This is a genomic window from Streptomyces sp. CB02009 (genome assembly GCF_001905825.1).
GTDB lineage: Bacteria > Actinomycetota > Actinomycetes > Streptomycetales > Streptomycetaceae > Streptomyces.
Genome location: NZ_LIVV01000001.1, coordinates 584,965 through 608,784 on the forward strand (window position 1 = coordinate 584,965; position 23,820 = coordinate 608,784).

Below are 23,820 nucleotides of genomic sequence, written 5' to 3' on the forward strand. Positions count from 1 at the left end.
TGCGGGGCGGGCTCGGGCGGGCAGACGCACGGAGCGCGCGCCGCCGGTTGCGGTGCAGGGTTACTTGACGTTGATCGCGGTCCAGGCCTTGGCGACCGCGGTGTACTCGGCGCTGCCCGCGCCGTAGAGGTCGGTGGCCGCGGAGAGGGTGGCCGTGCGGGCGCCGGCGTAGGTGGTGGAGGAGGTCATGTAGGTGGAGAGGGCCTTGTACCAGATCTTGTAGGCCTTGGCGCGGCCGATGCCCGTGAGGGTGGAGCCGTCGCTGGTCGGGGAGTTGTAGGAGACGCCGTTGATCGTCTTGGCGCCGCTGCCCTCGGACAGCAGGAAGAAGAAGTGGTTCGCCGGGCCTGAGGAGTAGTGGACGTCGAGGCGGCCGACGCTGCTGGACCAGTAGTCGGCGGAGTTGCCGTCGCGGCTCGGCTTGTCCATGTAGCGGAGCGGGGTGCCGTTGCCGCGGATGTCGATCTTCTCGCCGATCAGGTAGTCGCCGGCGTCCGTGGCGTTGGCCGCGTAGAACTCGACCGAGGTGCCGAGGATGTCGGAGGTGGCCTCGTTGAGGCCGCCCGACTCCTTGCTGTACTTCAGTCCGGCGGTGGAGGCGGTCAGGCCGTGGGACATCTCGTGGCCGGCGACGTCGAGCGAGGTCAGCGGCTTGGTGTTGCCCGTTCCGTCGCCGTACGTCATGCAGAAGCAGGAGTCGTCCCAGAAGGCGTTGACGTACGCGTTGCCGTAGTGGACGCGGGAGTAGGCGGCGACGCCGTCACCGCGGATGCCGTTGCGCCCGAGCTCGTTCTTGTAGAAGTCCCAGGTCACGGCCGCGCCGTAATGGGCGTCCGCGGCGGCGGTGGCCCGGTTCGTCGCCAGGCCGTTGCCCCAGGTGTCCGTGCTGCTGGTGAAGAGGGACCCGGTGCCACTGGTGCCACCGTTCAGGTCGTACGTCTTGTGGCCGCCGCGCGCGGTGTCCGTGAGGGTGAACGAGGGCGCCGTGCCGAGCGTGACCTGGCCGCTGTACTGGGTGTTGCCGACGCCCGTCTCGACCGCCTCGTAGGAGTACAGCTCCTTCCCCGAGGTGGCGTCGGTGATGACGTGACGCCTGCTCGGCGTGCCGTCGGCCTGGACGCCCGTGACGGTCGTCTCCCAGGCGAGCGTCGGCTTGCCGGTGGCCGCCCACACCACCTTGCGGGACGAGGCGGGCGCGGCGGACCGGGCCTCGGAGGAGGCGGCGGCGGACTTGCCCGCGCTCGTGGCGGTGACCGATGCGGTCGTGCTCGCCACGGATATACGGGCGTCGGTGGCCTTGGTGGTGGCGCGGCCGCCGTTCTTCTTCTGGTGCACGACGAGGTCGCCGCCGAGGACGGGGAGACCCTCATAGGTGCGCTCGTACCGGGTGTGCACCGTGCCGTCGGAGTCCTTGACGACATCCCGGGCGACGAGCTTCTCCTGGCCTGAGAGGCCGATGGCCCGGGCCGTGGCATCGGCTCCCGCCTGGGCCTCCTGGACGGCGGCGGCACGCTGCGTGGCGGACAGTACGAGCGCGGTCGCGCCGGCTTCGCGCTGGGCATCGGCGCTGGCGGAGCCGGTCTGGACTCCGACGACGACCATGGCGGCCGAGGCGATCAGGGCGGTGGCGGTGGCGGTACGGCGGTGCGAGGACTGCTGGCGGGTCACGCGGGCTCCTTCGCTGCGAAGCGTGGGAATCGTGGGGGGTGTGGTGCGGGGGTGGTGCGGCTGTGAGCGTGCCAGCGAGCCGACGTGTTTGGCAGGTATGCAACAAGGATTTGACCATCTGTTGTCCGAAGGACAGAGAACTGTGTTCGCTATGCGGCCAGTTGGTGGTTCCTTCAGGAGAGGGGATGAGGGCGGCGTGAAGATCCGCACCGCACGCCTGCAGGTCGCGTGTCGTGGCAGGGCGCCTCACGACCACCCGGACAGATCCCCGTCACCGCCGATGGGCGGCGCGAATCGGGGTACACGGGCGGAATGTCGACGAAGAGCGAACACGTCACGTCCTTGCGGGCCGCCTGGCGGCTGCGCCGGGTGCGCGACGGCCCGCTCGCCACGGCGTCGGCCGGACCGCGGCGCGCCCGCATACCCCTGGGCCACCCGCACACGCATCACGCCGCAACGCGAGGAGCACCCGCTCCGCGCCACGCGAGCGCCTGAGAGGGGAACACGACGCACCCACTCGTCACCGCGGCCCGATGCCATGTCAGAGGCCTGTCGGAGCCGCGTCATCACCGAGGATGAGGAGAACGACGCTCACCCTCCGCCCCACGCGAGGAGTACTCATGACCACCTTCGTCATCACCGTTCCCGGCACGTTCACCTCGGACATCACCGACTCGGAGCGCGCCGTCCTCGAACAGAAGCTGGCCCCCCAGCACACGGACGTGAGCGAGAGCGAGGGGGTGAACCTGCTGACGCTCAACGAGGACGGCACGTTCGCCATCCGTCTTGAGGTCGACGCCGCCGACCGTTACGAGGCGAAACTGGACGCGACGAGGCTCGTGTCGGCCGCCCTGCGAGAGGCGGGAATCGCGGAAGCGGACGCCCCGCTCGCACCGCCGGCCGTCACCGGCATCGACAGCGATCTCTGACGCGTAGACGAACGCTCGTCCCGGCTTACGAGGCCGATGCGGGGGCATACGGACACCACCCTTCGAGAGGAGCCTGAGCATGCTTGGCATAGTTGCGGCGGTGCTGTTCTTCATCGCCTTCCTGATCAACGCGGCGGACATCGGCACCAACGACACGTTCTCCTCGACGAACGTGATGCTGCTCGGACTGACCGCCCTGGCCCTGCAGGTGGCGGGCATCGGCGCAGGCCGGAGCATCCGCCGGCGCTCCTGACGGGAAACCGCGGCAGCACTCGATTCAGCCCCGTGCCGGCTACTGCGGCCGGGGCTCCGCTGCGCTACGACGGCCGGAGACTCCGTATCGCCAAGGGTGCGACCCCTCGGGTCGCCCGGCCACGGGCCGCCCTCCGACCCGTGCACCGGGCCGGAGGGCGAGCGATCAGCGGGCGGCGGCCAGGACCGCCGCGAGGCCCTCCTGGAGATCCTTGACGAAGTAGTCGGGGACTTCCAGCGACGGGAAGTGGCCGCCGGTCTCGGGCGCGTTCCATCGGACGATGCGCCGGTAGCGCTCCTCCGCCCACGGGCGAGGGGTCTTCTCGATGTCGCGGGGATACATGGTGATCGCTGCCGGTACGTCGACCCGCAGCTCAGGGTCCAGTGAATTGTGGCTCTCGTAGTAGATACGGGCTGCTGACGCGCCCGTCCGCGTCAGCCAGTACAGGGTGACGTCGTCGAGGACGCGGTCCCTGGACATCGTCTCGAACGGGCTGTCCTCGGTGTCCGACCACTCGGCGAACTTGTCGAGGATCCAGGCGAGAAGCCCGACGGGCGAGTCGACGAGCGAGTAGCCGATGGTCTGCGGCCGGCTCGCCTGCTGCTTTGCGTACGCCGCGCGGCGCTGCCAGAAGTCGCGGGTCTCCTCGGTCCACGCGCGCTCGACCGCCGACAGTCCGTCCGTCGTCAGCCCCGGCGGCGCCTCCGCGAACAGGGTGTGGATGCCGAGGACCTGCTCCGGGAACCTGCCCGCGAGAACCGTGGTGATGTTGCCGCCCCAGTCGCCGCCGTGGGCGGCGAACCTGTCGTAGCCGAGCCGCTTCATCAGCTCCACCCAGGCAGCCGCGATCCTTTCGGTTCCCCACCCGGTGGTGGCCGGCCTGTCGCTGTAGCCGAACCCCGGCAGTGAGGGCACCACGACGTGGAACGCGGGCGCGTCGGCATCCTTCGGATCGGCCAGCTCGTCCACCACGTCGATGAACTCGGCGACGCTGCCCGGCCATCCGTGCGTCAGGAGGAGCGGTGTGGCATCCGCGCGCGCGGATCGGCGGTGCAGGAAGTGGATGCCCAGCCCGTCGATGTCCGTACGGAACTGGCCGACGCGGTGGAGACGCTCTTCGAATGCCCGCCAGTCGTACGCGGTGCGCCAGTACTCCACCAGATCGACGAGGTCCGCGAGCGGGACGCCCTGGGCCCAGCGGCCGGCACCGGGCGCAGCGCCTCTGACCGTCTCGGCCTCCGGCAGCCGCGCCGCGGCCAGTCGCGCGCGCAGATCGTCGAGGTCGGCGTCGTCGGCGTGGGCTTCGAAGGCATGTACGTCGCTGTCGGGGCGGTTCATGGAACCTCCTGTGACCGTCGTGGAGCCGACTCTGTGGTGAACCGGCTAAGACGGTTCTAACAAGTCCCTTCCCCTCACCGCAACCGCCTAAGGTGGTTCCATGCGTGCTGAGTTCCCCCCCTTCCGCCTCGGCAAGGTGCTCGCGACGAGCTTCACGGCGACTCTGACGGAGCGCCGCGGCGACCCTGTCGAGCACATCGCCGTGCCGCACCGCCTCCTCGACTGGCTGGCGGTGAGCGGCCTCGCCGTGGACTCGGTCACCCCGGCCCAACTCGCCCTCGCCCGGGAGCTCAGGGAGTCGATCCACGCGGCCGCGACAGCGGCCGCGCTCCAGGAGGATCTCCCCGAGTCGGCCGTCCAGGTCATCAACGGCCGCAGCGCACGAGGCCGCGCTTCAGCCGTCCTGACCTCCGACGGCAAGCGGCGCTGGCAGCTGAGCCCGGGCTCCCGCGTCGAGGATGCCCTCGGCGTGATCGCGGCCGACGCGATCGAGATCGTCTCGGGCGAACGCGACGGGACTCTGGCGCTGTGCGCATCGCCGACCTGTCAGGCGGCCTTCTTCGACACCAGTCAAAGCCGTACCCGCAGGTGGTGTGAGATGAATACGTGCGGCAACCGGATGAAGAAGGCGCGCTTCAACGCCAACAGATCCAGAACACCACGTCCATGATGCCGTCGCAGATGGCCGGGCGCGTTCTCCATGGGGCGAGCCTTCGCCCGTACGGACGGCGGTCTCCTGGGACCTGTCCGGTCGATGACGAGCCGGACCGCCCCTGGAGGGGCGCAGGGCGAAGGTCCCTGACCGGGGAATCAATCCCGGGATCCGTGCCGTTGCCCCGGCATGAGCTCCCTGCGTGTATCCCCTGACGTCCTGCGCTACACCGCCTTCTCCGACGACCCCGAGGGAGGCAATCCCGCCGGAATCGTTCTCGACGCCACAGGCCTCAGCGACGAGGAGATGCTGGCGATCGCCGCCGAAGTCGGCTACAGCGAGAGCGCGTTCCTGACAGCGCCTTCCGGGGGAGCGGACTCCGGCGCGTCGGCCGCCGGGCGGGCGTACTCCGTTCGCTACTTCAGCCCCAAGATGGAAGTGCCCTTCTGCGGTCATGCCACCGTCGCCACGGCCGTGGCCCTCGGCGAGCGCATCGGCCCCGGCGACCTGGTGTTCACCACCCGCGCCGGAATCGTCCCTGTCACCGTGACGCGCGAGGGCGGGACACTGCGGGCCACCCTCACGAGCGTCGAGCCGCACATCGAGGAGGTCGCGGCCGACGACCTGGCGGAGGCGCTGGCCGCGCTCGACTGGCCGGCCGGCGACCTCGATCCCGCCCTGCCGCCCCGCATCGCCTTCGCGGGCGCCCGCCATCTGGTCCTCGCCGCCGCGAGCCGGGAGCGCCTGGCGCACCTGGCGTACGACTTCGCCCGCCTGGAAGCGCTCATGCACCGGCTCGACCTGGTGACGCTGGAGTTGGTCTGGCGCGCTTCTCCGGAGGTCTTCCACGTCCGCGCCCCGTTCCCGGTGGGCGGTGTGGTCGAGGACCCGGCGACCGGTGCGGCGGCCGCCGCCTTCGGCGCGTACGCCCGTGAGCTCGGCCTCGTGCCCGAGGCGACGGTCCTCACCCTCCACCAGGGGGAGGACATGGGACGCCCCGGCGTCCTCACGGTGGAACTGCGGGCGGACGACCGCAGGATCCGGGTCAGCGGCACGGGGACCCGCATCCCGGCCTGACCCGGACGACGGGCCCTGACCGGGCTTGGCCTGAACGGACAGACGCCGAGCGGGAGCGGCCGCGGCCGCTCCCGCCGATCCGGCTGCCGGGCGACCGAGTTGCGGAGCCCTCGTGACCGCCCCCGGACCCGCCGCCATCGGCGCCGACGCCGACGCCGACACGGACGCGTCCACCCGCTCGGCCTCGCGCGTCCGAGTCGAACAGAACATCAGACCGTCACCTTTTCGACTGACAGACCAATCCGTTCGGCGGCGGGCGCCGAATGCCGGTCGTGAGCAACTTCCGCACCAACCTCATCCGCATCGCCCTGGGTGCGTCGGCCGGGCTTCTCGCCGGCCTGGCCGCTCTGGCCGTCGCTGAGCTGGTCGCGGGTCTCGTCCGGCCCGCCGCCGGTCCCGTCACGGTCGTCGGTGGCGCGGTGATCGACCGGACGCCGGCGGCCGTGAAGGACTTCGCGATCCGCACGTTCGGGGAGGACGACAAGACGGTCCTCCAGCTGGGGATCCTTCTCGTCCTCGCGCTGCTCGCGGCCGGGCTGGGCGTTCTCGGTCTCCGTCACCGGCGGGCGGCCTCGTGCGGCGTCCTCGCGTTCGGCGTCGTCGGAGCGGTGGCTGCCTTGAGCCGCCCCGACTCCCAGGGCGTCGGCGACATCCTGCCGTCGCTGGCGGGGGCGGTGGCAGGCGCCCTCGTCCTGTACGTCCTCGCGGGCCGGCTTTCCCGGGGCTCCGCGACGGAGGACGGCGGGAGTGGAGGAGGCTGGAACCGACGTGGCTTCCTCGTCGCGGCGGGCGTCACCGCCGTCGGTGCGACCTCGGCCGGACTCCTCGGCCGGTACCTCACCGGCCGTCAGAGCCAAGGAGCCGTCGCCTCCCGACAGGGCCTGGTGCTTCCCGCCCCCGCCTCACCGGCTCCGCCCGTGCCCCGGGGCGCACAGCTCAAGGTCTCCGGGATCACTCCGTTCACCACGGCCAACGGGGACTTCTACCGTGTCGACACGGCACTCGTCGTCCCCAGGGTCGACGCGGGGAGCTGGCGGCTGCGGATCCACGGCAAGGGCGTGTCCCGCCCCCGGACCTTCACTCTCGCCGACCTTCTGAACCGACCGCTGATCGAGCGGGACATCACCCTGACCTGCGTCTCGAACGAGGTCGGCGGCCCGTATGCCGGCAACGCCCGGTGGCTGGGAGTCAAGCTCTCGGACCTGCTGGCGGAGTGCGGGGTGAAGCCGCCCTCCGCGGGAGGCGGCGCCGACCAGCTGGTGGCCCGGTCCGTGGACGGCATGACGCTCGGCTCACCGGTCGAGGACGTCATGGACGGCCGGGACGCCCTCCTCGCGGTCGGCATGAACGGCGAACCCCTGCCGTTCGACCACGGATTCCCCGTCCGCATGGTCGTCCCGGGCCTGTACGGCTACGTATCGGCCTGCAAGTGGATCGAGGACATCGAACTCACCACGTTCGACGCCTACGACCCCTACTGGGTCAAGAGGAAGTGGGCTCGCAGAGCGCCGATCAAGACGCAGTCCCGGATCGACACCCCCAAGCCGTTCGCACGTCCCACCGCCGGAACCGTGACCGTGGCGGGTGTGGCCTGGGCACAGCACCGGGGCGTCACCCGCGTCCAGGTCCGCGTGGACGACGGTCCCTGGCAGGACGCCGACCTCGCCGCGCAGGACACCCTCGACACCTGGCGCCAGTGGTCCTACCGCTGGCAGGCCGCACCGGGCGGACACACCCTCACCGTCCGCGCCACCGACGGCACGGGACAGGTGCAGACCGAACAGCGGGCCCGGACCATCCCCGACGGAGCGAGCGGCTGGCACAGCGTGTTCGTCACCGTCCCCTAGACCACCGCCCCCTGGACCACCGTCCCCCAGACCACTGTCGGCGTGCCAACGCGCCGACAGAGCATCGCCAACCCTGACGTACCGATCCCGATCACTCACTCACTCATTCACTCACTCACTCAAGGAGCAGTCAGCATGAACTCTCTCCGTATCCGTCGTGGTGCCATCGCCGTCGCAGCGGCCGCCGTCCTCCCCTTCTCGCTCGCCGCGTGCTCGGACTCCGGTGACGAGAGCAAGGCGTCCGCGCCCTCCTCGGCCACCGCCGACTCCAGCACGTCCGCCGACGCTCCCAGCCAGGACGCCACGGCCATGGACGAGCCCTTCGGCCCGGCGTGTGCCGGTGTTCCGAAGGACGGTGCGGGCTCCTTCGACGGCATGGCGAAGGACCCGGTGGCCACCGCGGCTTCCAACAACCCCGCCCTGTCCACGCTCGTCACCGCCGTCAAGAAGGCCGGCCTGGTCGACACCCTGAACAACGCCCAGAACATCACCGTGTTCGCCCCGACCAACGAAGCGTTCGCCAAGATCCCGAAGGCCGACCTCGACAAGGTCCTCGCCGACAAGGCGACGCTCACGAAGATCCTCACGTACCACGTCGTCGGTCAGAAGCTCGCTCCCAAGCAGCTCGAGAACGGCTCCTACGAGACCCTCCAGAAGGGCATGATCACCACCAAGGGCTCGGGCGAGGCGTACACCGTGAACGACTCCTCCAAGGTCGTGTGCGGCAACGTCAAGACCGCCAACGCCAACGTCTACATCGTCGACACGGTCCTCATGCCCAAGTAGCCGACGCCCTCGTCCCGCCCGACACCGCTGGTGGTCCGCCGTCCTTCACAGGTACGGAGGACCACCAGCTCCGTGTCCATGGCCGCCCCACCACCCGGCGCCTCACGTGATCCGTACGCCGGTCGGTCGGCGCCGGTCGGTCAGCCCCAGTCCTGCAGCCGCTGGAGCAGGTCGGTGTCGCCCTCGATCCGCAGCGTGTCGGACGGGATGCGCATGTACATGAGCAGGGCCATCTCGCTCGCCGTGCCGTAGACGGCGGCGGTGGGCTTGCTCCCGTCCGCCTCCGCCGCGGTGAGGCGGGTGAAGCGGGAACCGGCTGCGTCCACCGTCTGGCGCCAGGAGCCGGCCTCGGCTGCGTGGTAGTCCATGGTGGCGGGCTCACCCGGCCACGGGACCGTGCCGGTGCAGACGGTGGAGAGGAACTCCTCGATGGCGTCGGCCGCCTCGGTGGCCGGCAGTTCCTGCGGATTTCCGGAGGCCAGCTGGGCGTCGTAGGTGTGGATCAGCGACTCCGGGACGCGGCGGCGGGCCACGGCGGCCACCGTGTGCGGCGAGGCCAGCGGCTCCCACCAGGCCCAGCAGCTCCGGTCCGGGCCGGCCTCGCGCAGAGCGGTCAGCAGCTGATCCGTCGAGTCGGCCAGCCAGGATATGAGCTCCTCGCGCTCCCTGGGTGCCGCCAGCCCGTCCTTGCTCGGCCGCTCGTCGCCCGGCGCGGTGTTCAGCACGATGTGGGCCCAGAAGCGGTCCCCCTCGCTGAGGTGGTTCGCCAGGTCGTACAGCGTCCAGCCCGGGCAGGACGGGACGTCGGCGTCGAGGCTGGGGGCCTCGGCGACGGCGGCGCGGAACGCGGCGGACCGCTCGTCGATCATCCGCAGCAGGGCGGGGAAGTGGAGATGATCAGTCACGCAGACCTTGTACCACCCGGACCGCGGCCCCTGCACTCGATTAAGGCCGCCCAACCCGCCAACTGCCGTACCAGCTCAGCAGATTCGCGACATCACCCTTGTCCCACCACGCTGATGTCGCAGACCTGCCAGCCCTCACCGGGCGGCGCCTGTTGCACTGACACACGCAACCGCAGGCGCTCCACGGGACGGAACTCATGGCCTCGACGAACATTACACGCCCCTCCGGCGACGTCGGCTTACCGACACCGACACCGGCATCGACACCAACGCCGACGCCAACGCCAACGCCGACACCCTCGCCCCTGATCGGGTGGCTGGCCGTGAGTTCGGTGATGCTGGGCATCTTCTCGATCGTCACCACCGAGATCCTGCCGATCGGGCTGCTCACCACGATCGGCGCCGGCTTCGCCGTCTCCGACGGGTCGGCCGGGCTGATGATCACCATGCCCGGGCTTCTCGCGGCCCTCTCGGCGCCCGTGGTCACCGTGGCGACCGCACGCGTCGACCGCCGCCTGATGCTGGGCGTGTTCATGTTCCTGCTGGCCGTCGCGAACTTCCTGGCCGCTGCGGCCCCCGACTACTGGCTGCTCCTGGTCTCGCGTGTCATCGTCGGCATCGTCATCGGGGGCTTCTGGTCGATCGGCGCCGGACTGGCCGGGCGTCTGGTGCCCGCGGAGTCGGTCGGCCGCGCCACGGCGGTGATCTTCTCCGCCGTACCGCTGGGCTCCGTGCTCGGGGTCCCGGCCGGCACGTTCATCGGGGAGTTGGCCGGCTGGCGCACGGCCTTCGTCGTCATGGGTGCCCTCACCGTGGGCGTACTGGCCCTGCTGCTCCTGGTCATGCCGTCGCTGCCGCCCGACCGGGCGACCCGTCCGAGTGTGCTGCGCGGCACGTTCAGGAGCGTCCACGCGCGTTTCGCGCTGCTGTTGACCTTCCTCGTCGTGCTGGCGCACTTCGGGACCTACACCTACATCACTCCGTTCCTGGAGCACGTCACCGAGGTCGGCCCGCGACTGATCACCGTCTTCCTGCTGGTCTACGGTGCTGCGGGCATCGTCGGAAACTTCCTGGGCGGAGCGGTGGTCACCCGCCATCCCAGGGCCGCCTTCGGCATCGCCGCCGGCATGATCGCACTTGCCACCGTGCTGCTGCCGATACTGGGGCGCTGGCAGATCGGCGCCCTCGCCCTGTTGATCGTCTGGGGCGTTGCCTACGGCGCGGTCCCCGTCTCCTCCCAGACGTGGTTCGCCAAGGCGATCCCCGACGCGCCCGAGGCGGCGTCGGTGCTGTTCACCGCTTCCTTCCAGATGACGATCTCACTCGGCGCGATGGCCGGTGGCCTCATCGTGGACGGGACCTCCCCGTCCACGGTCATGACGCTCGGCGGCGTCGTGGCCGTGCTGGGTGTCGTGGCCGCAGGGGCGCACTTCGCCCGCCGCCTGACATGGCCGGACAAGACCTGAGGGCTCCCCGGCTCCATGGGGCGTGAGACGCGGGGAGGGCGGAGGACAGCCTCCGCTGTCCTCCGCCCTCCCGCCCGTCTCGTCCGTACCTATGACTCCGCCTTGCGCGGGGTACGGTCGATCCGGCGGATCCGCCGGACCCTCCCGCCCCGGACACTCACCGGGAGGAGCCGACGTCTTCCAGTCGTGCTTCGGACCGCTGCCACGGTCGGACGGGTCCGCCTGAGTCCTGTCACTCCAAGGAGTGATCCCTCGGGCATCAGTCGGCGGGCTGCAGGTGGGCGAAGACGACGAGGTTCTCGGTGTAGTCCTTCGCCGTACGGTCGTAGGCGCCCGCGCAGGTGATGAGTCGGACGAGCGCGCTGGGGGTGTCGTCGTACACGCGCTGGTCGGGGAAGTCGTCCTTCTCGAAGCTCTCCACGGAGTCGATGCGGAAGACGGCGGTCGTGCCGTCGGCGCGGCTGACCTCGAAGGTGTCGCCGGCGTCGAGTTCACTGAGCCGGGCGAAGACGGCCGGGGCGGTGGCGGTGTCGAGGTGTCCGGCGATGAGCGCGGTGCCCCGCTCACCGGGGGAGACCCCGGCGGCGTGCCAGCCGACCAGGTTGGTGTCGTCTGCGGGCGGCGGGTCCAGCGCCCCGGAGGAGCCGATCTCCAGGGCGGTGAACGGTGCGTTCACTCCGATCTTGGGGATCTTCAGGCGGGTGGGGGCCGACCGCGGCATGGCCGGCGGAAGCATCGCCGCGTCGGGGCTCGTGCCGGTCTTCTGCGGGGAGTCCGGCACCGCGGGCCTCGAAGGGGCGGCCGCGCCGGCGGGGGCGTTCCCCGTCACCGCCGTGGCGGTGGACCCGGGTGTGGAGTCGGCGTCCTGGTCGAGCATTCCCGGGCGGAAGACGAAGAGGAGCGCTGCCAGCACCAGCGTCCAGAACACCGCGGGGACAGCCCACCGTGTGCCACGCCGAGGCGCTTCTCCACCGACGGAGTCTGGGCGGGTCTTCACTGTGAGCACCTTTCGAAGCCGTACGCGCGAGATCGAGGCGGATCGAGACGGGAGGGGCCGCGGGGCCGCGGCCCCGGGGGCCGGGATGGCCGCGGGGCCGCGGGACCCTGGGCCGTGCGCGGGGGCCGGGCCTCGGGCCGGCCCCCGCACAGGCCGTGCGTCAGGCCGCCGCGGAGCCCTGCTTGCGGCGGTAGAGGACGAACGCGGCCACTCCGCCCGCCAGGACCAGGGCGCCCGTCAGACTGGTGCCGCTGTTCGTGAGGCCGCCGCCGCCGGTGTGCATGCCGCCCTTGGGCTTCTCGTGCTGGGAGCCGCCCTCTTCCTTCTGGTTCTCCTTGGACCAGCCGCCGTCTTCCTTCTCCTTCTCGTTGTCCTTGGACCAGTCGTCGGCGTTGACGACGGACAGGGCACCGGAGCCGGTGTGCATGCCGCCCTTCGGCTTGTCGTGGTCCTTCTCGTGCTTGCCGCCCTTGTCGTGGTCCTTCGACCACTCGTCGCCGCTCACCGCGGTGAGCGCTCCGCCGCCGGTGTGGACGCCACCGTGCGGCTTGTCGTGCTCCTTCTTGCCGTGCTCGTCCTTCTTGGTGTGCTCGTCCTTCTTGCCTTGCTCGTCCTTCGACCAGTCGTCGGCGTCGACCAGGGACAGCGCACCGGAGCCGGTGTGCATGCCGCCGTGCGGCTTGTCGTGGTCGCGGCTGTGGGAGGAGTCTTCCTTGTCCCAGTCTCCGGCCGTGATCGCGTAGGCGCCGGGTGCGGCGAGCGCCAGGGTGCCGGCGGCGGCAGTTGCGGCGAAAAGAATGCGGGCAGAGCGCATCTTCGGCTTCCTTTCGTCTGCTGCGTCAGCTGACCCACTGTCGGCTTTCGATACGCAGCGACATGGCCCACCGTCAGCTGTGGCGTGTCCGCCTGCCACTGGGGTTAGTGCAATCGAGCAGCCCGCGCTGCTCACACGCGTCCGGTGTGCGCCTCCTGTGTGCGCGTCAGGTCGGGTGCGAGGGAGGCGGGCCGGACGGGCCCGCCTCCACCGCCTATGAGGTTCAGTGCTGGTTGAGGGGGAGGGCGACGTCGACGACCTGGCGGCCGGCCGGGAAGTCGCCGACCGCCGTGGCCTTGCCGCTGAGGACGTCGACCTTGTAGAAGCGCTGCTTGCCGCCGGTGGACAGGGCCGCGTAGCCGCGGTTCGAGCCGTCGGAGGCCTGGTAGTAGATGTCGAACCCGGCCGACGGGCCGGCGTTCACGCCGAGGCCGCCGGTCGGTGCGAGGGTGCCGGCGTTGGCCGGGGACTGGAGCGAGACGCGGTCGTTGGTGGTGTCGATGTCGAACAGCGTGGTCGCGGTCGCCGCGTCGAGGTCGTTGTTGGTGTACGCGGCGCCGGTGACGCCGAGGGCGGTGGACGGCGGCATGGTCGGGTTGGTGAGGGTGCCGTCTACGGTGGTGGTGGTGGGGGCGGCGGGGTCGTCGATGTTGTGGCGCAGGTTCTGCCCGGTGTCGCTGATGACGCGCAGACGGTTGGCGGCGGGGTTGAAGTCGACACCGAAGTACCGGCCCTGCAGCGCCACGGTCAGCTGCGAGACCTTGACGGCCTTGGCGTTGCTGTCGACGGTGTAGACGCCGCCCTTGTCGCCGACGCCGTACAGCTTGCCGTTCTGGACGCGGAAGTCGATCCCGACCAGCTTGCCGTCGCCCCGGAGGCCGCTGACCTTGCCCAGCGACCAGGTGTCGGCGGGGTTGCGGACGTCGAAGCCGACGAGACGCTGGTCGGCGGTCAGGCCCACGCTGATCAGGCCGTGGCCCGCGGCGCGGCTCTGCGGACCGAACGGATCGCCGCCCGCGGCCGCGGCCGAGGCCAGAACGGGGGACAGCAGGGAAACGGTCATCGCGGCGGCCGCCACAGAGGTGGCGACGACTCGACGAGTACGCACAGGAAGGCTCCGATCGGTTCGCGCGCCTCAACGGTGAGGCACGTCTGTGCGTCCTTCGGCGCCCCGCGGTGCGTGGATGGTGTCGCGGAGCGCAGACCCCTCCTTCGGCCGCATTAGTCCTACCGCCGCGCCCGTTTCGTCACCCTTACGCGTCGGGATGCTCCGGCAGGGCGAGCCAGTCCGGCCAGGAGATCTCGCGGCCGAGGAACCGCGGCTGCTCGAACGGCCAGTCGGCGGCGATCCACCGCGGTACCAGCGCGTCGAGGGCCTGCTCGACCTCGCCGCCCACCAGCTCGTCCACCACCCACCAGGCGATCTCGCCGTCCGCGCCGGCCTTCTCCGGCGGGTCGATGTAGACACAGCCGAGCAGAGCCGTCTCCGCCGCGTCGAACAGCGCGTAGTTGAACGACTGGTGTGCGTCGATCTCCTTCTCGTGCCGCAACAGGTCGGCCTGGTCGGCCTCGTAGGTCATGGTGGCCGCGGGCCAGCCCCAGGCCGGGCCGAACAGGGTCCACAGCCGCTCGCGCGACCCCATCACCGCCGGATAGTCGAGCGCGGTGTCCGCCTCCCGGATCGGCCGCAGGTGTTGGCCGCCGCCCGGCAGCGGTACCAGGACGGGGTGGACGAAGTCATCGGGAAGCCAGCTCATGCCGCCCGACCGTAGCAGCGCGCGGCCGTCCGTTCCCCTGGATATTCCGCCACAGCAGAGCCCTGACCTGCGGTCGCGCAGAACCCCGGGAACGTCGGTGGTCGGCGATTGCCGCGCGGCAGCCGCACCGGGACACAGGCCCGCCCCGACCGACCACTTCGTGTCAGGGAGGCGAACCGAGGCGGCCGGTGGCCGTCAAGGTCCCGTCAGGGGTCGACGACAGGGCCGGGGAACCGGGGATAGCTTCGGTGCCGTGCCGTGCCGTGCCGTGCCCTGCCGGATCGGGTCCGCAGGTCCGGCGCCCTCCACCCGTTCGAGATTCCTCAAGGAGCGCCCCATGTGCCTCTTCCAGTACGACGACGATTCCGAGCCCGAGGAACCCGACCCGGCCGGGCTCCTGTACGTCCCGTTCCGGCCGGGAACGCACGTGGAGCTGCTGACCGTCGACCCGACGCTCACCGCCCGTGCCGTCACCGGGCCCCGGGCCTCCGCCGGGTCGCCGCGCACGGGTTTGGACGCCCGCGACGTCGGACAAGGGGCCCGGACTTTCTGACGGTGCTGCTCATCGCGCCCCGCGGTGCGAAGGTCCCCGGACCGTCCGACCCGGACGCGGGTGGCACGGCCTGTCGCCCCCCGCGCGCTGCTGGCAGACTGTCCGGCGATCTGCCGAAGGAGCCCCGCGTGTCGATGATCCACCGCCTGCGCAGCGCCGTCCGCCGTACGTACCGGCGCGCTGTCGACCTCAGTCACCCGGCCAGGTCGCCGCTCGGCAGCACGGTGGTCAACTGCGTCGTCTACCGCGACGGAGTGCGGCAGGACGAGGTCCGGTCGGTGGAGGAGGCCCTGCGGCGCGTGCGCGCGTCGGGTGACGGGTTCGTGTGGATCGGTCTGCATGAACCGGAGGAGAAGGAGTTCACGGGGCTCGCCGAGCTGTTCGGGCTGCACCCGCTCGCGGTCGAGGACGCCGTCCACGCCCACCAGCGGCCGAAGCTGGAGCAGTACGACGACGTGCTCTTCGCCGTCTTCAAGACGGTGTGCTACGTGGAGCACGAGGAGCTCACCGCGTCGAGCGAGGTGGTGGACACGGGCGAGCTGATGGCCTTCACCGGACGCGACTTCGTCATCACGATCCGGCATGGAGGGCACGGTTCGCTGGGCCCGCTCCGTGAGGCCCTGGAGTCGGAGCCGGAGCAGCTGGCCAAGGGGCCCTCCGCGGTGCTGCACGCGATCGCGGACCATGTCGTCGACGACTACCTCGCCGTCGCCGAGGCCGTGCAGGACGATCTGGACGCGATCGAGACCGCGGTCTTCTCCGAGCAGGGCCACCGGAAGGACATCGGACGGATCTACCAGCTGAAGCGTGAGCTCCTCGAACTCAAGCGGGCCGTCGCGCCGCTGGGCCGCCCGCTCCAGCGCCTCACGGTCGACCCGCTGCCGATGGTCGCGCCGGAGATACGCGCCTACTTCCGTGACGTGACCGATCACCTGGCGCGGGTCACCGAGCAGGTCGCCTCGTACGAGACGCTCCTCGACTCGATCCTCCAGGCGCACCTCGCGCAGGTGACCGTCGCGCAGAACGAGGACATGCGCAAGATCACCGCCTGGGCCGCGATCATCGCGGTCCCGACCATGGTCTGCGGCGTCTACGGCATGAACTTCGACACCATGCCCGAGCTGCGCTGGACCTACGGCTACCCCGTGGTCCTCGGCGTCATGGCCGTCGCCTGCTTCGTCATCCACCGCGGCTTCCGCCGCAACGGCTGGCTCTGACCTCCCTCTTGCGTGCCGCCCGGCCGCGTTCGCGGACCGCTGACACCCCCACTACTCGGTGATACCGTGTAGTGGTACTCGGTGCTACGCAGTACCGGGTGAGGGTGAGGAGGGGCGCGATGGATGACCTGACGGAGATGCTGAAGGGCACGCTCGAAGGGTGCGTGCTCGAGATCATCGGCAGCGAGGAGACCTACGGGTACGCCGTCACCCGCCGGTTGAACGAGCTCGGCTTCGCCGACGTCGTCGAGGGAACGGTGTACACGATCCTGCTGCGGCTGGAGCGGAACGGACTCGTCCAGGTGACGAAGCGACCGTCCGAGGTCGGTCCGCCGCGCAAGTTCTACGCACTCAACGAAGCCGGTCGCGAGGAGCTCGCGAGGTTCTGGGCGAAATGGCAGTACGTCTCATCACGCATCGACAGGCTCAAGGAGGGCGGGAGATGAACTTCTGGGAGACCGTCACGGGCAGTGATCTCACCAGGGAATGGAAGGCCTTCGAAGCCCGGGCCGAGGTCCTGCCGGCCGACCACCGGGCGGCGTGGGAACAGATCAAGTGCCACCTCTTCCCCCACGGGGACTTCACCGGCCGCAACCTGCTGCCGATCCTCGACGCCGCCCTCGGGCTGCTCGAACAGACGGCCGCGGACGGGCAGAGCCTCCACGAGGCCCTCGGCGACGACATCCCGGGCTTCTGCGCGGCGCTGGCCGGTGGAGCGGGGGCCCCGGTCCGGTCGACCGACCCGACGGGCCCCTGCTCCCCGGGATCGTCGACTTCTTCGAGGAGGGTGCCGCCTCGGGCAGGGGAGTCCTGGAACTCATCGGCACCGACGTCGCCGCGTTCTGCGACGACCTGGTCAAGGACTCACGCACCTACGCGGACGTCTACCAGGAGTCCCTCGGTGGGGGAACCGGCGCGGCCAAGAAGTAGTGCTCGCCGCCCCGCCCCCCTGCCTTGCCCGCCCCGCCCCGCCCCGCGCGGGGCAGGGCCGGGCGGCCAGGGCGGCTCAGGGGGCGAGCGGCGAGTTCCTTGCGGCGCTCGGCCTCCTTGCGGTTCTGCTCCTCCAGCTCCAGCTCCAGCTCCTTCGCCACGTCCCGCTTGTGGGCCTCACGTGCGCCGTTGACGATGAACTCCCGCCAGTCCGCCGCCTCGCCGACCAGCGCCTTCAGCGCCGCGGCCCGCACCTCGGTTCGCGCGCGGCGCCGCCGCTGGGCCACCCCTGGGGCGTCGGGCGGCAGGCGTCGGGCGTCGAGGAGACGAGAGGTCCGACCCACCTGGAGAGCCGTCAGGCGGAGGCGACGCTCCGCAGGAGGTCGGCCGCGACGCTCAAGGCGATCGTGGCGGGTTCCTTGCCGGTGATCTCGGCGATGCCGATCGGGGAGGTGATCCGGTCGATGGTCTCCTCGTCGTGGCCGCCCTCGGTGGCCAGCCGTCGACGGAACCGCGTCCATTTGGCGGCCGAGCCGATCAGCCCGATCGAGCCGAGACCGGTGGTGCGCAACGCGGCGTCGCACAGCGCGGCGTCCTCGGCGTGATCATGGGTCATGATCAGGACGTGGGTGCCGGCCGGCAGCTCCGCGAGCGTCTCCTCGGGCAGCAGCGGTCTGTGGTGCACGTGGATCTGCGCCACCGCGTCCGCGAGCACACCGAGCCGGCCGTCCGTGAGCATGTCGGCGCGGCTGTCGGTGAGATGCAGGTCGAGGTCGTGGCGGGCCAGGATGCGTGCCAGCTCGAGGCCGACGTGCCCGACCCCGAAGACCGCTACGGCCCGCACCACCGGGAGCGGTTCGAGCAGGACGGTGACCGCCCCGCCGCAGCACTGCACGCCGTGCGGCCCCGTGACCTTGTCGTTGAGGGCGAACTCCTTCAGTTCCGGCTCGGGATCGGGCGTGCCGATCAGCTCGCGGGCCCGGTCGATCGCGACGGCCTCGATGTTGCCGCCGCCGATGGAGCCCCAGGCCTCCGTCCGTCCCACGACGAGTTTGGCGCCGGCCCGGCGGGGCGCGTGGCCGCGCACGGTCGCGACGGTCACGAGCACGCCGGGTTCCCGGCGGGCCCGCAACCGCGCGACCGCGGTGACCCAGGTCATGTCAGGCATGGCTCGCGGAGCCCGCGTCGATGCGGATCGCGTCGCCGTCGCGAGCGTGGTCGCCCTCGCGCCGGGCCTCGCCCCGTGCCTCGCGCCGGGCCTCGTGCCCCGTGCCGCCGGCGCGGGCCGCCTCGATCGCCCAGTACACCGCTTCCGGTGTCGCGGGCGAGGCGAGTTCCACGCTGACGCCGGCGGGCCCGAACGCCGCCGCGGCCTGCCGCAGCGCTTCCCGTACCGAGAACGCCAGCATCAGCGGAGGCTCGCCCACGGCCTTGGAGCCGTAGACCGCGCCCTCCTCGGTGGCGTTCTCCAGCAGGCGGACGTGGAAATCCTCGGGCATCTCGGAGAAGCTCGGCAGCTTGTACGTGCTGGCCGCCCGGGTCAGCAGCCGCCCGCGGTGCGGTCCGTCACCGGTGTCCCAGCGCAGGTCCTCCAGCGTCAGCCACCCAGCGCCCTGGACGAAGCCTCCTTCGACCTGACCGATGTCGATCAACGGGGAGAGGCTGTCGCCGACGTCGTGCACGATGTCCACCCGCCGGATGCGGTACGTTCCGGTGAACCCGTCCACCTCCACCTCGGCGGCGGCCGCGCCGTAGGAGAAGTACTTGAACGGGGACCCCTGGAACGCCTTGGCGTCCCAGTGCAGTCCCTCGGTCCGGTAGAAACCGGCCGCAGACAGCTGCACCCGCTGGAAGTACGCGGTGCGCACCAGGTCGTCCCAGGCCAGTTCCCCGTCGTGGCCGAGGGCGCGCGCGACGCCCTCGACGATGCGCACGTCCGAGGCGTTCACTCCCAGCTGGGTGCCGGCCACCTGCGCCAACCGCCCGCGCAACTGCTCGCAGGCGTTCTTCACCGCAGCGCCGTTGAGGTCCGCCCCGGCGCTGGCGGCCGTCGCGGAGGTGTTCGGCACCTTGTCGGTGCGCGTCGGGGCCAGCCGTACCTTGTGCAGCGGGATGCCCAGCGTGGTCGCGGCCACCTGCAGCATCTTGGTGTGCAGGCCCTGCCCCATCTCGGTGCCGCCGTGGTTGATCAGGACCGAGCCGTCCTTGTAGATCAGCACCAGCGCGCCGCCCTGGTTGAAGGCGGTGAGGTTGAACGAGATGCCGAACTTGATCCCGGTGAGGGCGAGACCCCGCTTGGTGTGCGGGTGCGAGGCGTTGAAGGCCGCGATCTCGCGCCGGCGATCGGCGAGGGCCGCGTCGTCCCGCACCTGCTGCCACACGGTCGAGATCCGTTCGGCGTGAGTCACCGGCTGCCCGTACGGCGTCGTCTGGCCCTGCCCCGGCCGATAGAAGTTGCGCTCCCGCAGCTCCGTCGGGTCCAGGCCGAGGAGCGGTGCGCACCGGCCCATGATGTCCTCGATCACCAGCATGCCCTGCGGTCCGCCGAAGCCGCGGAAGGCGGTGTTGGAGACCTTGTGGGTCTTCGCGACGCGGCCGGCGACGCGGGCGTGGGGAATCCAGTAGGTGTTGTCGATGTGGCACAGCGCGCGGGCGACGACCGGTTCGGACAGGTCGAGGCTCCAGCCGCCGTCGGCGGTGAGGGTGGCGTCCAGGGCCTGGATGCGGCCGTCGCCGTCGAAGCCGATCTTCCACTCGGCGTGGAACCCGTGGCGCTTGCCCGACATGGTCAGGTCCTGGGTCCTGTTGAGCCGTACGCGGACCGGCCTGCCGGTCAGCCGTGCGCCGAGCGCGGCGACGGCCGCGAAGCCGTGCGGCTGCATCTCCTTGCCGCCGAAGCCGCCGCCCATCCGCAGGCACTGCACGGTCACCTCGTGGCTGTGCAGGCCCAGGACGTGCGCGACGATCTCCTGCGTCTCCGAAGGATGCTGGGTGCTGCTCTGGACGAACATCTGCCCGTTCTCGTCGACGAGGGCCAGGGCCGTGTGCGTCTCGAGATAGAAGTGCTCCTGGTCGGAGAACCGGAACTCGCCCGTGAACACGTGCGCGGAGTCGGCGAACCCGGCGTCGACGTCGCCGGTCCGCATCACGGGCCGGGCGCCGTGGAAGCTCCCGGCCTCGATCGCGTCCCGCAGCGAGATCAGCGAGGGCCGCTCGTCGAGCTCCACCTCGACGGCCGCCGCACCGAGCCGCGCCGCCTCCAGGGTCTCGCCGAGCACCCAGGCGACCGCGTGGCCGTGGAACATGACCTCGTCGGGGAAGAGCGGTTCGTCATGCTTCATCCCCGCGTCGTTGACGCCGGGCACGTCGGCACCGGTCAGTACGCGGACCACACCGGGGACGGCGAGCGCGGGCCCGGTGCGCAGCGCGACGATCCGGCCGTGCGCCTTCGTCGCCTGGACCGGGTAGGCGTGCAGGACGTCCTTGGTGCGATGGACCAGGTCGTCGGTGTAGAGCGCGGCGCCCGTGACGTGCAGGCGGGCGCTCTCGTGCGGCATCGAGACACCGACGACGGGCTTCTCGGGACGCTCGGACAACTGGCTCATGACGACACCGCCTCGGTGGTTCGCGCGTACAGCTTCAGCAGGCTCTGGCCGAGCATCGCGGCGCGGTAGTCGGCGCTGGCGCGGTGGTCGTCCATGGGGGTGCCCTGGGACCGCAGCACCCGGGCCGCGGCCTGGACGGTCTCCGCCGTCCACGGCTCGCCCTCCAGGGCCGCTTCCGCCGCGAGGGCGCGGAGCGGGGTGGCGGCCACGCCGCCCAGGCCGATGCGCGCCTTGCGGACGATTCCGTCCTCGATGTCGAGCGCGAAGGCGACCGCCACGCTGGAGATGTCGTCGAAACGCCGCTTGGCGATCTTGTGGAAGGCCGCGACCGGCGACAGCGGCAGCGGCACGCGCACCGCGCGGATCAGCTCGCCGGGCCGGCGCACGCTCTGCCGGTAGCCCGTGAAGTAGTCGGCGAGGGGAACCTCGCGCTCGCCGTCGGCGTCGGCGAGGACCACCGACGCCTCGAGCGCGAGCAGGACCGGCGGGCTGTCCCCGATGGGGGAACCGGTTCCCAGATTGCCGCCCAGCGTCGCGCTGTTGCGGATGAGCCGGGACGCGAACTGCGGGAACAGCTCCGCCAGCAGGGGGACTTCGCCGTCGAGACGGCGTTCGATCTCGGTGAGCGTCAGCCCCGCGCCGATCTCGATGTGGTCCGACGCGACGCGCAGCTCCCGCAGTTCGGGCAGCCGGTCGACGGCGATCACGCAGTCCGCGCGGCGGGAACCGATGTTGACCTCCACGCCCCAGTCCGTGGAACCGGCGACCACGACCGCGTCGGGCCGCTCACGCAGGTCCCGCAGGGTCTCGGCCAGGGTGCTCCTGCGCAGGAACACGCGGTCGTCCTGGGCGTACCGGGTGGCCACCGGTTCGGGCGGGGACAGCTCGCGACGACGCGCCAGAGGGTCGTCCTCGGCGGGCGTGCCGACGGCGAACGCGGCATCGCGAATGTGGCGGTAGCCGGTGCAGCGGCACAGGTTGCCACTCAGCGCGTGCAGGTCGAAACCGTTCGGACCGTGCTCGGGATCGCCGTCGTGGGGCGTCTCCGGGTGCGCGCAGCGGTTCGGCCGGTAGTACTCGGCGGCCATGCTGCACACGAATCCCGGTGTGCAGTAACCGCATTGGGAACCGCCACGGACGGCCATCTCCTCCTGCACCGGGTGCAGCGTGGCCGGTGCGCCGGCCACGCCGGCGGTGGCGAGCCCCTCCGAGGTGACGATCTCCTGACCGTCGAGCGAGGCGACCGGGACCAGACAGGCGTTGACCGCCACCCAGTCCGTCGGCTTGTCGGTCCCGGGACGGGCCACGAGGACCGAGCAGGCGCCGCACTCGCCTTCGGCGCAGCCCTCCTTGGTCCCGGTGAGGCCGCGTTCGCGCAGGAAGTCCAGCACGGTGGTGTGGGTCGGGGCCGGTGAGATCGGCGCCTCTCCGCCGTTGACCGTGACGGTGGCCGTGGGCCGTGCCGCTACCACGGAACGTCCCCGTCCGGGCGCGCGGTTGTCGTGACTATCCAAGTCGCCATCTCAGGAGCTTTCTCTCTCGGTGGCGCGGCTCACTGACCCGGAGCGCGCCACGCAGGGCACGCGACGGCGCGGCCCGGGGCGGTGACAGACATGCGAAGGTGCCGGGGCCGCGATCGGGCACGCCGGAAGAGGGCTGTTCAGCAGCCGTGTGCTATGAGACCCGGAGCCCAGGCGGTCTGGTGGGGGAGGCGGGACAGCTCGGAGATGATCGACATCCGACGTCGCCTCCTTCCAGTTCTCGCGGGACAGCCGGTGCGCCCGAACCTACGATGACGAAGTTCCCCGGTCAAGCCCTTGCCCGCCACCCGTCGAGGGCACCGTGGACCGCGGTGCGTGCGAGGCGGAGCGGCCCGGTCCGCGGAAGTCCGGGCCGCCCGGGGAACGCCGACGGTCAGAAAGAGGTCCAGGTGAAGGCGACCTGGTCGCCGTTCCTTATCTGCGACGACGCCGAAGGAGCCGGCCCTGCCGATGACGACTCCCGACGAGCTCGGCACGGACTGACGGCAGAAGGGCGGGAAGCCTCCACGCTTCCCGCCCTCCCGCGCGCACGGCGCCGGTCCCTCACCCGGCGCCTCCCGCGCCGCCCGGACCCCTCAGCCCGGGCTACCGGGCCTCTCCTCCCGGTCGTACGTGTGGAACCCCCGCCCCGTCTTGCGGCCGAGCAGGCCGGCCTCCACCATGCGCAGGAGCAGCGGCGGCGGGGCGTACAGGGGTTCCTTGAACTCCTCGTAGAGGGACTCGGCGATGGCGGAGACGGTGTCGAGGCCGATCAGGTCGGCGAGCCGCAGCGGACCCATCGGGTGGGCACAGCCCCGTTCCATTCCGCGGTCGACGTCCGCGGCGGCGGCGAAGCCGGACTCGGTCATGCGGATCGCGGAGAGCAGGTAGGGGACGAGCAGGGCGTTGACGACGAAGCCGGCCCGGTCCCCGGAGTGGATGACGGTCTTTCCGAGGACGCCGGTGGCGAAGTCGGTCACGAGCGACGTGACGTCCGCCGAGGTGTGCAGGGTGGTGACGACCTCCACGAGCGGCAGCACCGGAACGGGGTTGAAGAAGTGGAGCCCGACGACCCGGTCGGCGCGGCCGGTGGCCATGCCCAGCCGCATCACGGGGAGGGAGGAGGTGTTCGTCGCCAGGACGGCCGCCGGATCGGCGACGACCTTGTCGAGGGCGGCGAACACCGCCGTCTTGGCGTCGGTGTCCTCGGTCACGGCCTCGACGACCAGCTGCCGGTCGGCGAGATCGGCGATTTCCGCGGTGACGGTGACCCGTGCGAGGGCGGACTCGGCCGAGGGGCGGTCGAGCTTGCCACGCCGCACGGCGTGTTCGAGGGAGGCGGCGATCCGCTCCCGGGCCTTCGCCGCCGCCGGGCGGCTCGCCTCGCAGAGCACGGTGTCGAGTCCCGCCCGCGCGCTCACCTCGGCGATACCGGCGCCCATCAGGCCGCCGCCGACGACCCCGACCCGGCGGATGCCGGCGGCGCTCACGCCCGCGGTGCCGATG

General features: G+C 71.2%; 22 protein-coding genes and 2 pseudogenes. 12 read left to right on the top strand and 12 right to left on the bottom strand.

Translation table 11 applies throughout. From position 1 onward, the window contains the following. Positions 1 to 60: 60 nt before the first annotated feature. Positions 61 to 1,602, bottom strand: coding sequence for a M4 family metallopeptidase (locus tag AMK27_RS02600; protein WP_079188253.1), 1,542 nt, complete (start codon positions 1,600 to 1,602; stop codon positions 61 to 63). Positions 1,603 to 2,288: 686 nt separating this feature from the next. Between AMK27_RS02600 and AMK27_RS02605 the strand changes: the two genes are divergently transcribed. Together AMK27_RS02605 and AMK27_RS42920 are read left to right on the top strand one after the other, a co-directional pair. Beyond that, positions 2,289 to 2,597 (top strand): hypothetical protein, encoded by a 309-nt coding sequence (locus tag AMK27_RS02605; protein WP_073902378.1) that lies wholly within the window; start codon positions 2,289 to 2,291, stop codon positions 2,595 to 2,597. Between the two features lie 79 nt (positions 2,598 to 2,676). Beyond that, positions 2,677 to 2,850 (top strand): hypothetical protein, encoded by a 174-nt coding sequence (locus tag AMK27_RS42920; RefSeq protein ID WP_198955784.1) that lies wholly within the window; start codon positions 2,677 to 2,679, stop codon positions 2,848 to 2,850. Positions 2,851 to 3,015: 165 nt separating this feature from the next. Here the strand turns inward: AMK27_RS42920 and AMK27_RS02610 are convergent, their stop codons facing one another. Further along, entirely contained in the window at positions 3,016 to 4,188 is a 1,173-nt protein-coding gene (locus AMK27_RS02610) for an epoxide hydrolase family protein (protein ID WP_073902379.1), read from the bottom strand. 100 nt (positions 4,189 to 4,288) lie between these two features. On the opposite strand from AMK27_RS02610, the gene AMK27_RS02615 reads away from it, so the two are divergent. The 4 genes from AMK27_RS02615 to AMK27_RS02630 all read left to right on the top strand — a co-directional run bounded on the left by AMK27_RS02615 (position 4,289) and on the right by AMK27_RS02630 (position 8,550). Continuing rightward, the gene (locus AMK27_RS02615; protein ID WP_073902380.1) at positions 4,289 to 4,858 is read left to right on the top strand and encodes a CGNR zinc finger domain-containing protein; all 570 of its coding nucleotides are present in this window, start codon (positions 4,289 to 4,291) and stop codon (positions 4,856 to 4,858) included. Between the two features lie 171 nt (positions 4,859 to 5,029). Further along, entirely contained in the window at positions 5,030 to 5,917 is an 888-nt protein-coding gene (locus tag AMK27_RS02620) for a PhzF family phenazine biosynthesis protein (RefSeq protein WP_073902381.1), read from the top strand. Between the two features lie 263 nt (positions 5,918 to 6,180). Beyond that, positions 6,181 to 7,764 carry a sulfite oxidase gene (locus AMK27_RS02625; RefSeq protein ID WP_073902382.1) on the top strand — a complete coding sequence of 528 codons (1,584 nt, stop codon included), beginning with the start codon at positions 6,181 to 6,183 and terminating at the stop codon, positions 7,762 to 7,764. Between the two features lie 135 nt (positions 7,765 to 7,899). After that, the gene (locus AMK27_RS02630) at positions 7,900 to 8,550 is read left to right on the top strand and encodes a fasciclin domain-containing protein (RefSeq protein WP_073902383.1); all 651 of its coding nucleotides are present in this window, start codon (positions 7,900 to 7,902) and stop codon (positions 8,548 to 8,550) included. Positions 8,551 to 8,690: 140 nt separating this feature from the next. Here the strand turns inward: AMK27_RS02630 and AMK27_RS02635 are convergent, their stop codons facing one another. Next, entirely contained in the window at positions 8,691 to 9,455 is a 765-nt protein-coding gene (locus AMK27_RS02635) for a maleylpyruvate isomerase family mycothiol-dependent enzyme (protein WP_073902384.1), read from the bottom strand. Between the two features lie 197 nt (positions 9,456 to 9,652). On the opposite strand from AMK27_RS02635, the gene AMK27_RS02640 reads away from it, so the two are divergent. Continuing rightward, on the top strand, positions 9,653 to 10,921 hold the full coding sequence (locus tag AMK27_RS02640; RefSeq protein ID WP_198955785.1) for an MFS transporter: 1,269 nt from the start codon (positions 9,653 to 9,655) through the stop codon (positions 10,919 to 10,921). A 259-nt stretch (positions 10,922 to 11,180) separates the two neighbouring features. Here AMK27_RS02640 and AMK27_RS02645 read toward each other — a convergent pair whose 3' ends face one another. The 4 genes from AMK27_RS02645 to AMK27_RS02660 form a co-directional block, all read right to left on the bottom strand. Continuing rightward, a complete protein-coding gene (locus AMK27_RS02645) occupies positions 11,181 to 11,849 on the bottom strand; it encodes a class F sortase (protein ID WP_338014279.1) in 669 nt (222 codons plus the stop codon). 229 nt (positions 11,850 to 12,078) lie between these two features. After that, positions 12,079 to 12,732 (bottom strand): hypothetical protein, encoded by a 654-nt coding sequence (locus tag AMK27_RS02650; RefSeq protein ID WP_073902386.1) that lies wholly within the window; start codon positions 12,730 to 12,732, stop codon positions 12,079 to 12,081. A gap of 223 nt (positions 12,733 to 12,955) precedes the next feature. After that, positions 12,956 to 13,840, bottom strand: coding sequence for a DUF4394 domain-containing protein (locus tag AMK27_RS02655; protein ID WP_241847282.1), 885 nt, complete (start codon positions 13,838 to 13,840; stop codon positions 12,956 to 12,958). 145 nt (positions 13,841 to 13,985) lie between these two features. Then, on the bottom strand, positions 13,986 to 14,489 hold the full coding sequence (locus AMK27_RS02660) for a GNAT family N-acetyltransferase (protein WP_073902387.1): 504 nt from the start codon (positions 14,487 to 14,489) through the stop codon (positions 13,986 to 13,988). 337 nt (positions 14,490 to 14,826) lie between these two features. On the opposite strand from AMK27_RS02660, the gene AMK27_RS02665 reads away from it, so the two are divergent. From AMK27_RS02665 to AMK27_RS44125, 5 genes and pseudogenes are all read left to right on the top strand, one after another. Then, positions 14,827 to 15,042: a hypothetical protein gene (locus AMK27_RS02665; protein ID WP_073902388.1), complete on the top strand. Its 216-nt coding sequence runs from the start codon at positions 14,827 to 14,829 to the stop codon at positions 15,040 to 15,042. A 134-nt stretch (positions 15,043 to 15,176) separates the two neighbouring features. Continuing rightward, a complete protein-coding gene (gene corA / locus AMK27_RS02670) occupies positions 15,177 to 16,259 on the top strand; it encodes a magnesium/cobalt transporter CorA (RefSeq protein ID WP_073903856.1) in 1,083 nt (360 codons plus the stop codon). Positions 16,260 to 16,378: 119 nt separating this feature from the next. Beyond that, on the top strand, positions 16,379 to 16,705 hold the full coding sequence (locus tag AMK27_RS02675) for a PadR family transcriptional regulator (protein ID WP_073902389.1): 327 nt from the start codon (positions 16,379 to 16,381) through the stop codon (positions 16,703 to 16,705). Then, a pseudogene (locus tag AMK27_RS44295) lies at positions 16,702 to 16,983 on the top strand (DUF1048 domain-containing protein); the annotation flags it as partial. The gene AMK27_RS02675 and the pseudogene AMK27_RS44295, both read left to right, overlap by 4 nt. Before the next feature lie 2 nt (positions 16,984 to 16,985). Then, positions 16,986 to 17,189 (top strand): annotated as a pseudogene (locus tag AMK27_RS44125) (DUF1048 domain-containing protein); the annotation flags it as partial. Here the strand turns inward: AMK27_RS44125 and AMK27_RS02690 are convergent. From AMK27_RS02690 to AMK27_RS02710, 5 genes are all read right to left on the bottom strand, one after another. Continuing rightward, entirely contained in the window at positions 17,144 to 17,533 is a 390-nt protein-coding gene (locus tag AMK27_RS02690) for a hypothetical protein (RefSeq protein ID WP_143204804.1), read from the bottom strand. The pseudogene AMK27_RS44125 and the gene AMK27_RS02690 sit on opposite strands and share 46 nt — an antisense overlap. An 11-nt stretch (positions 17,534 to 17,544) precedes the next feature. Further along, positions 17,545 to 18,348, bottom strand: a complete 804-nt coding sequence (xdhC, locus tag AMK27_RS02695; protein WP_107425461.1) for a xanthine dehydrogenase accessory protein XdhC — start codon at positions 18,346 to 18,348, stop codon at positions 17,545 to 17,547. Between the two features lies 1 nt (position 18,349). Further along, positions 18,350 to 20,794: a xanthine dehydrogenase molybdopterin binding subunit gene (gene xdhB, locus AMK27_RS02700; RefSeq protein WP_073902392.1), complete on the bottom strand. Its 2,445-nt coding sequence runs from the start codon at positions 20,792 to 20,794 to the stop codon at positions 18,350 to 18,352. Beyond that, on the bottom strand, positions 20,791 to 22,266 hold the full coding sequence (locus AMK27_RS02705; RefSeq protein ID WP_073902393.1) for a xanthine dehydrogenase small subunit: 1,476 nt from the start codon (positions 22,264 to 22,266) through the stop codon (positions 20,791 to 20,793). Before AMK27_RS02705 ends, xdhB begins: the two co-directional genes overlap by 4 nt. 644 nt (positions 22,267 to 22,910) lie before the next feature. Continuing rightward, complete coding sequence (locus AMK27_RS02710) at positions 22,911 to 23,804, bottom strand: 3-hydroxybutyryl-CoA dehydrogenase (protein ID WP_073903858.1); 894 nt, start codon at positions 23,802 to 23,804, stop codon at positions 22,911 to 22,913. Between the last annotated feature and the right edge of the window lie 16 nt (positions 23,805 to 23,820).